General features: G+C 37.9%; 5 protein-coding genes and 1 pseudogene. 4 read left to right on the top strand and 2 right to left on the bottom strand.

The annotated features are described in order from the left end of the window. The coding region (locus tag CWD90_RS22735; RefSeq protein ID WP_157941315.1) for an IS3 family transposase at positions 1 to 114 on the top strand (114 nt) is incomplete at its 5' end. Between the two features lie 32 nt (positions 115 to 146). Here the strand turns inward: CWD90_RS22735 and CWD90_RS22730 are convergent. Both CWD90_RS22730 and CWD90_RS22725 read right to left on the bottom strand, forming a co-directional pair. Continuing rightward, positions 147 to 521, bottom strand: a pseudogene (locus CWD90_RS22730) (IS91 family transposase); the annotation flags it as partial. Between the two features lie 2 nt (positions 522 to 523). Then, on the bottom strand, positions 524 to 1252 hold the full coding sequence (locus CWD90_RS22725; protein WP_239986600.1) for a tyrosine-type recombinase/integrase: 729 nt from the start codon (positions 1250 to 1252) through the stop codon (positions 524 to 526). A 404-nt stretch (positions 1253 to 1656) separates the two neighbouring features. Between CWD90_RS22725 and CWD90_RS22720 the strand changes: the two genes are divergently transcribed. The 3 genes from CWD90_RS22720 to CWD90_RS22705 all read left to right on the top strand — a co-directional run bounded on the left by CWD90_RS22720 (position 1657) and on the right by CWD90_RS22705 (position 4754). Then, on the top strand, positions 1657 to 3729 hold the full coding sequence (locus CWD90_RS22720; RefSeq protein ID WP_157941314.1) for a hypothetical protein: 2073 nt from the start codon (positions 1657 to 1659) through the stop codon (positions 3727 to 3729). A gap of 155 nt (positions 3730 to 3884) precedes the next feature. Continuing rightward, positions 3885 to 4169, top strand: a complete 285-nt coding sequence (locus CWD90_RS22715; RefSeq protein ID WP_103478342.1) for a serine hydrolase — start codon at positions 3885 to 3887, stop codon at positions 4167 to 4169. 342 nt (positions 4170 to 4511) lie between these two features. After that, positions 4512 to 4754, top strand: a complete 243-nt coding sequence (locus CWD90_RS22705) for a LuxR C-terminal-related transcriptional regulator (protein ID WP_239986599.1) — start codon at positions 4512 to 4514, stop codon at positions 4752 to 4754. The last annotated feature ends 63 nt before the right edge of the window (positions 4755 to 4817 follow it).

Here is a 4817-nt window from a genome sequence, read left to right as displayed (position 1 = left end):
ATAAATCAATATATAACATGGTACAATAACGAAAGGCTACATTCTAGTTTAGGGTATCTCTCCCCATTAGAAATGGAAATGAAACTAAGAGGGTTTTCTAAAAAAGTGGCTTGAAAAAATTAGTCTCAAATTTTGTAGGTAATCCACCATGCCGTTTTGAACAATAAACGATACACCTGCTCCGGTCGGTAAAGACACAGACGGTTAAGTTCTGCCGGGAGGGTAAAGACCACATGGAAGTAAGGGACGTTCAGCAGTTCGGCCTCCCTTGCCCTGATCCATTGTTCCCTTTTATGTCCCTGGCACTTGGGGCAATGGCGGTTCCGGCAACTGTTGTAGCTAAGGTGCAGCTTATAGCAGTCCGGGTTATCGCAACGGTCTATATGCCCGCCCAATGCTGCGGTCCGGCATTTGCGCAGGGCGTGCAGGGTCCTTAGCTGCCAGCTATTGGCACAAAGGCCGGCCAGGTGTTCCCTGTTGCGTTCCAATACCTGGGCCACTTCGTAAGCGGCGCGTTCCATGGCTATTTATCGTAAAGCCGCTCCAACGGGCTGAACGGCCTTTGCCTGCCCAATCGTGCCACATGCAGGTAGGTAAGCGTGGTCTGGATATCCACATGCCCCAACAGGTCCTTGACACTGATGATGTCCAGCCCCATTTCCAATAGATGGGTCGCATAGCTGTGCCGCAGGCTATGGGTGGTGACCTCTTTTTGGATACCGCTGTGCTTCCGTGCTTCCTTAACGATCCATTGCACTCCCCTGGCGGAGAGCGCGACCGGACCGCCCTTGCTGTCATTGCCGTTAAAGCACCAAGTGACAGGGCTTTCCGCCGAGATGTATTTCCTTAGGCCCCGGACCTGCATCGCGCACAATGGGACATAGCGGTCCTTCCTCCCCTTCCCCTGGCGGATGTGCAGCATCATCCTCTCTAGATCCAGATCCTTCAGCTGTAGGTTGCAGAGTTCAAAGTTGCGAAGGCCGCAGCCATAGAGCATGGCCAGGACCAAACGGTGCTTCAACAGTTTAGGGCCCCTGAGCAACTGCTTTACCTCGTTATGGCTCAATACTACCGGTAGCTTCTTGGGCCGTTCGATCGAAGGCAGCACCACACCCATCTCCTTCATTCCCGAGATACGGTATGCATATCTCAGACCATAGACGGTATGCTTGAAGAAACTGTCCGATGGGGTCTTGTGCTGCGATTTTAGGATATGAAGGTAATCAAGGATCTGTTCCTCGTCAAGGTCCAACGGACTGCATTTGAAGTGAATAGCAATGTGCGCCAGACATCTGGCGTAGTTGGTAAGGGTACTTTGGCTTTTGCCGGCCAGTTCTACGGAACGTTTTAATTTATGGTAGAGTTCGTTGAACCCGGATACGGAATTACAGGCCCTCTCAATGAGGGTACTACTTTTTTTTCATAACTTTAAATTTTATGATTAAACCTATCCTAAAGGTAGTGAACGGTAAGGTAACACTTGCTTGAAGCTACCTTTAGGTTTAGTTCAACACAGTATATAAAAAATTGCTGATTTTGGCTTAAACAAAGGTTGTTGCACGTTTGCTTCGTCTGATTTTCCTGCGGAAAATCTTCGTATACAAAACCACAACTTTCCATACACAACAACATAAGGTAATAGGTTAAAAAAACTGAATGAATAAACAAAAAGCTTTAACATATAGTCTTTTAGCACATATTAGAACAACTTCATCTTTAGTAAAAGGACCTTTAGATATTTTTGTTCCATTAATTAAAAGAGTCATTTCTAAAATGAATGACCAAAACATTTTTAGTGGTAAATCAATTTCCGAAATAAAAGTTTATTCTGATAAATTATACAGTCTTGATTTTCCAATTCCAGTAATTGAAAAAATTTTAAGGAAGATTGCAACTGAAATTAATACTCAAGAGAACACTTTTTTCGAATTGTATCAAGATAAATCTTTTGCAATTAAAGGCTATTTTTTTACTGAATTTGAAGAAGATGTCAGAAAACATAAGGTTGAAATTGATAATCTTGAAAAACTCTTTAATGATTTTATTAATACTACAGAAAATGATGAAATTAGTGGTAAATCCATTTTTAATTTTATAGAAAAGAATAAGCATTCTCTTTCCAAATATTTATCTAATAAACCATACTTAAACGGAGAAGATTATTCTGAAGAAGCCCAATTCGTTGATTTTTTTAAAAACATAACACCTGTATATGAATTAATAAAAGAAATATATCTGGGTTCAATATTAGCTGGCTACATTGAATTTGAACCGACAAGTGCAAAAATGAATGTTGAATTGTTATTAGACACCAATTTTATTATTGGACTTTTAGATTTGAATACTTCAGAATCAACACACACTTGCAAAACCCTTTTGAAAATTGCTGCTGCTCAAGGGTATACTTGCAAAATTTTATCGGACACTATTGAGGAAACTAAAGCCTTATTGCAAGCAAAATCTATACATTTCAATAATTCATTTCTTCAGAAAAAAATTAATCCAGAAGATATATATAACGCTTGTGAAAGAAGGAATCTAACTAACGTAGATTTAGAAAGAATTTCTGACAACTTAGAGACTGAATTAGCAAAGCACAAAATATTTACGCTTTTTGATACTCGCAATTTATTAAACAAAGCCAAATACAGCGACGAATATAAAGCACTGAAAGACAGAAGAAATACAGACAAAGCTGCTCTTCACGATGCTGCGGCAATAACTTATGTAAAAGAAAAACGGAAAAAAGATATTTACGAATTTGAAAAAGTAAATTGCTGGTTTGTAAACAATGCGTTTTTCAGAGAAAATCAATATTCATACAATCCAAATGGAAAGCAACCTGAAATCATAAGAGCAGATGATTTATTAAATATACTTTGGCTAAGTAATCCACAATCACAAGTAGATATTTCAGCAGAACAAATTGTTGATATAGGAATGTCATCCTTAATATCATTAACATTAAATCAATCGTTACCTAAATCATCAATAATTCGAGAATTAGATGATAATATTCATAAATACGCTGATAAGGAAATAAGCGATTCTGATATCATTAGAATTGCCACTCGTATTACAAGTAAGCAACTCAAAGATGTAGATGAATTAAATCAACTGGCGGAAAATGATAAAAAAGAGTTCGTTAACAGATTACAACAAGAAGCTAATAAACAAAAAGAAACAGAGAGCAAAAGGCTTAAAATGCTAGAAACTGCGGTACAAGAATTGAATAACCGAACATCCAATTTAAAAGTTGTAGAACAAGAATTTATAGTTAAGGAGAAAGAGAAAGATTCTAAAATAACATCACTTCTAACCACAACAACAAACCAAACCAACGAGATTGAGAATTTAAAAACTAAACTTTTAAATGAACAGAATTCTAAACGTTCTGATTTAAGAGAAAAGTTTTATGCAAAAAAAATTGGTAGATGGCGTTTAAGAAGTTGGATAGAAGTTGCCTTATCCACTCTATTAGTTGTAATACCTTTTCTTTATTTATGCCATCAATCAAATTGGATTGGTAGTGAAATAGTTGATACAATTGTTAAGTTTAAGGCAGATTTTTGGATAAGCATCGTAATGACAATATTCGGATTTATTTTTACTAAAATATCGTTACCTACACTCGTGGGAAAATACAGAAGCTACTCTAATATTGAAAATTTCAAGAAAGGATTAAAAGTACCTGATGAATATAAACATTTGGATATGCCTAGTATCTAATAAGTATAAAATTAATTGCTAGTTATGGCTTACTTTCCATAATCCTCCCACGCCCAAAAACGTGCCAGGCAGATTTCTATTTGGTTTTATTTGCTAAATTAGGTACTTAAACACGCAACTAATCTTATAATAAGACGGTTTATTTATTCAAAAAAATGAAGTACACCTATTTAACTTTAGTCTTTTTAATCGCTATTTGCGGATGTAAGTCCTCCCAACAACTGCTAGAAAAGAAGGAGTCCAAACAGGATGTAATAAATTTTCTGTTCCAAGAATATATTGGAGAAAAGCCAAGCGCAAGTTTCGTTGTCATAAAAGATGGTAACATAAAAGAATGTCAAAGTTTTGGATATGCCAATCTGGAAAATAAGATCCTTGCCACTTGTGAAACCAATTATAGACTTGCGTCTGTAACCCACTTGCCTTACTGTTATTTTTAACTCATTCTAAATACACCCCTGATACTATGATTTACATAACACAACTTATTTACGTTATAGCCGGGCAGGAAGAAATATTTCATCAGTTTGAGGATATTGCAATTCCCACCATTGGATACTTCGGTTCGTTTTGTGCCACCCGTTTCGGTGTTATAGTGCCAGGCATTTCGGTTTGATCTGTGCCACTTTAGGTGTGGAACGCAATCCATTTCGGTTCGTTTTGTGCCAGTGATATCGGTTCGATCTGTGCCACCTTTGTCGGGAACGGGACTTATAGCGTTTCGTTTTGTGCCACTTTGAGAGATCAAGTAACAATTACCTTGTCGCTAAAAAACTAGCGATATGGCCAATACACTTGATCCAATGGACTTAAAACAGATCATCACTTTGCACCTGGACGGTCTCAGCAACCGCAAAATAGGTACGACCTTGGGCATCTCCCGTAACACCGTAAATAGTTATATGCGGCTGTTCGGGGCCTGCGACCGTCCCCTTAAAGAATTGTTGGCCCTTGACAATGGGGTGGATTACCTACAAAATTTGGGACTAATTTTTTCAAGCCACTTTTTTAGAAAACCCTCTTAGTTTCATTTCCATTTCTAATGGGGAGAGATACCCTAAACTAGAATGTAGCCTTTCGTTATTGTA

Source organism: Arenibacter catalasegens, assembly GCF_002909235.1.
Taxonomy (GTDB): domain Bacteria; phylum Bacteroidota; class Bacteroidia; order Flavobacteriales; family Flavobacteriaceae; genus Arenibacter; species Arenibacter catalasegens.
Note: the sequence above shows the minus strand (reverse complement) of the source record. Positions and strands in the feature narration are given on the sequence as shown.